The sequence below is a fragment of the Holdemanella sp. genome, from assembly GCF_056804935.1.
Genome location: NZ_DBMEXE010000073.1, coordinates 3,050 through 6,845, shown reverse-complemented (window position 1 = coordinate 6,845; position 3,796 = coordinate 3,050). Strand labels below are relative to the sequence as shown.

At 36.1% G+C, this 3,796-nt stretch carries 4 protein-coding genes; all 4 read right to left on the bottom strand.

Features of this window, described 5'->3' with window-relative positions; translation table 11 throughout:
• Window positions 1–296: 296 nt before the first annotated feature.
• A complete protein-coding gene (locus ACZQCL_RS04830; protein WP_227993177.1) occupies window positions 297–1,340 on the bottom strand; it encodes a hypothetical protein in 1,044 nt (347 codons plus the stop codon).
• Between the two features lie 15 nt (window positions 1,341–1,355).
• Window positions 1,356–1,976 carry a GDSL-type esterase/lipase family protein gene (locus ACZQCL_RS04825; protein WP_227993175.1) on the bottom strand — a complete coding sequence of 207 codons (621 nt, stop codon included), beginning with the start codon at window positions 1,974–1,976 and terminating at the stop codon, window positions 1,356–1,358.
• Window positions 1,973–2,470, bottom strand: a complete 498-nt coding sequence (locus tag ACZQCL_RS04820; RefSeq protein WP_333671789.1) for a 5-formyltetrahydrofolate cyclo-ligase — start codon at window positions 2,468–2,470, stop codon at window positions 1,973–1,975. The genes ACZQCL_RS04825 and ACZQCL_RS04820 overlap by 4 nt, the downstream gene beginning before the upstream one ends.
• On the bottom strand, window positions 2,463–3,796 hold a 1,334-nt coding region (gene sufB, locus ACZQCL_RS04815; RefSeq protein ID WP_482481978.1), incomplete at its 5' end, for a Fe-S cluster assembly protein SufB. The genes ACZQCL_RS04820 and sufB, both read right to left, overlap by 8 nt.

The following is a 3,796-nucleotide window of genomic DNA, read 5'->3' as shown; positions in this document are numbered from 1 at the left end:
TTCTAAACATGATTATCGCAGTACGAAAATAATGCCCCACATTCTCAACATGCCAAATTATCAAGTCTTCACGCCTATAAGTACTTAAAAGAAAGTGGCTTATTTAAAACTACAGAAATAGATGATATTACTTATGCGATTCGTCAACATTCCAAAAAAGAATCTTTTGACTCACCACTTTGTGAAGCCTTAAAAGACGCTGACGTATTAGCTCGTTTCTTAGAAAATCCCGAAAAAGAAATCACAGGAATGAAAAGACAGCGCCTGCTTAACGCCTGCGCTGATATTCAAAGTCATTAAAATTTTTGATAATACAGTTCGACACTCGCATCGAGCTGTTTTTTTAATTGGTTAAACACCTTCATAAATACATCTTTATCATACACAATCCAGTCAATATAGGAAAAGCTCTTACCAATAGCTCCCCCAACCACTTTACCTGCATGCACCTTAGAAATAGTTTCATCCAATTGTTTCGATAATTTCTGACGATACAAAGCATCTTCTTTATTATGGAAAGGATTCGAATAATACACATAGCCAAACTCACCATCTTTACTCGATAGATCTGCAAGCACTTCTTCCTTTTCCTCAATCGTTTGTTCCACCAATAAAGGATGCGTAGTAAAAATAAACTTCATATCTTTTCTTAAGGCATCGTGCGCAAAATCCTGAATTGGCTGATATACCGAATAAATATCAATTGGTTTATCATATACTTTCCAATGATTCTTCTCAACAAGAGCCATAATCACTTCATAAAAATCAATCATTTGACAGAACTTCATATCTGAGTCTGGCGTATCGATAAAATCAACACGACAAATATATGCCTCATACGCAAGCTGGCCAATCGCAAGCTCCATAAGATACATACTCATTTCTTTTTTATTTTCCGGATTACCAATCAAATTAAATCCAGGACAATATACTTTACAATCCAACATATCATTTTCAATTTGATAGAATACATGAAAATCTGCTAAAGTATATTCCTCATTTTTGATTTGAACCATGGCCTGAATCGCCTTTTGCGACATAGGCGGTAAAGTCGCATTCATGATCCAGTTTTGTTTCACACTCTTAGGTGCAATGTCACAAAGCATCTGACACAAATATTGCGTTGTCTTATTTGGACCTGTGTCAAAGGTCATCTCAAAAGAATCATAAAAGCTTTCGACAAAGAAATGGGCACCACTAATTTCCATTACCTCTTCATCCAATTCTTGAATCAATTCGTTTAATTCTTCATATTGTTCGGCCTTTAAACAATTAATAATTGCACCCTGTTTTTCTTCAAAATGCTTCCAGAACGCTAAACCATTTGTATAAGCACTCATTGATGATCTCCCTTCTTATAATTCTTTAATCATAGATATCAAGGCATCCGCCACAAGTTTATGACCCTTCTCATCCATATGGATTCCATCCAAACTTCCAGCTACAGCACTCGTATCAATCACTTCTACATTCAAACCAGAACAACCTTTTTCTAAGTATGGCTTTGTATTCGCTAATATATCAAATCCAGCTTGACCAAAATTACTAGCTGTTCTTTCATTCTTTAAGCCATCCACATTCATTTTAGGTGGACACACCACAAAAAATTTAGGTAGTTTAGATCCATCACGATAGTTTTCCGGATTTAAGGCTCTGTACATCAAAGTACGAATTCCCTTCTCTAAAGAAATAGAATTCGTTGAAAATTGACGCTTCGCATCATTCGTTCCCAACATAATAAACACAACATCAATGGGAGCATGCGTTTTTAAAACCATCGAAATCATTTTAGCTCCATTACGATCCGCATCATACGGATCATTTAAGCACAATGTTCGACCACATAAGCCTTCCTCAATAATTTCATGTTCACTAAATGCCTTTTTAACAAGCTGCGTAAAACGATTTGGTTGTCTAGACGCATCCTTGGCATTATAGCCCCACGTATTACTATCCCCAAAAAATAATATCTTCATCGTAATATCCTCGATTCTGTAATGATCATATCTAACTTCACATCGGTTGGTTTTACATCAAATTCCACTTCCTGCACATCAAATGCTACCCCAATCTTCAATGCAGAACTTTTACTTAAATATCGATCATAATAGCCTTTTCCATACCCCATTCGATACGTACCAAAGAATCCAACAATCGGTACTAAAATCACATCTAAATCTTTTACCTCATGCATCCCAATGGGTTCAATTGTTGAAAATGGACCCTTACTTTTTTCTTCTCGATCCGAATAAAAGGCAATCGTAGTATCATCTAACATCTTAGGTATATATAAATCAAATTCATCACGAAACTTCGCATATACATCCACTTCATTTCGAATTGGAATATATGTTCCAATTTTTCCTTTTAAAAAAGGCAAAACACAATTTGTGATTGCCTTTTCCTTTTCAAATCTTTTTGAATTTGATAATGAACTACGCCTTTGAATACACAACTTTCGCTTATCCAATGCTGTCACTCATATCCAGTTTCAACATTTGATTCAATTCAACCGCATATTCCATTGGAAGTTCACGCGTAAATGGTTCTAAGAATCCCATAACGATCATTTCCGTAGCTTGAGAACGAGTTAAACCACGAGACATTAAATAGAACAATTGTTCTTCACTAATGTTTGAAACTGTCGCCTCATGTTCAATTTGAGACGTATCATTATAAGATACATTCATCGGAACTGTATCACTACGTGATTTCTTATCTAAAATCAGAGTATCACATTCAACTTTACTCTTGGCGTATGCTGCATTTTTAGAATGTGTTACCCAACCACGATAGTTTACTTCACCACCATTACGCGCAATGGATTTAGAGATAATTGTACTAGAAGTATGAGGAGCTAAATGAATCATTTTACTTCCTGCATCCTGAATCTGGTTTTCACCGGCTACCGCAATCGAAATCGTTGTTCCCTTTGCGTATGGCTCAGCCAAAATACAAGCTGGATACTTCATATTTACATGGGAACCCACGTTTCCATCAATCCATTCCATGTGTCCATTTTCAAATACTTTTGCACGCTTAGTCACTAAGTTCAAGATATTGCTTGACCAGTTTTGCACCGTTGAATAACGACACTTCGCATTTTTATGTACATAAATTTCTACAACTGCCGCATGCAAAGAATCCTTTGAATACGTTGGTGCCGTACATCCCTCTACATAATGTACATCGGCACCCTCATCTACAATGATCAACGTTCTTTCAAACTGTCCCATCTGCATGGAGTTGATACGGAAATAGGATTGAAGTGGTTTTTCCAACTTCACACCCTTTGGTACATAAATAAAGGATCCACCAGACCATACAGCCGTATTTAAAGCTGCATATTTATTGTCTGTATAAGGAACAAGTTTACCAAAATATTCCTTTAATAAATCTGGACATGCCTTTAATGCAGAATCCGTATCCAAGAAGATAACACCCTTCTCTTCCACTTCCTCTAACATATTGTGATATACAACTTCACTCTCATATTGCGTAGATACACCGGCTAAGAATTTTTGTTCCGCTTCCGGAATTCCTAGCTTATCAAACGTATTACGAATCGTATCTGGAACTTCATCCCATGACTTTTCCTGTTTATCACTTGGTTTGATGTAGTATGTATAATCATCAAAGTTGATTTCACTTAAATCTGGACCCCAATTTGGATTTTGTTGCTTTTCAAAAGAATGATATGCATCCAGTCTTAGCTGCAACATCCATTCAGGCTCATTTTTGATTTTTGAGATCGTACGAACTGTTTCTTCATTCAATCCCTTTTGGGTTTTATAAA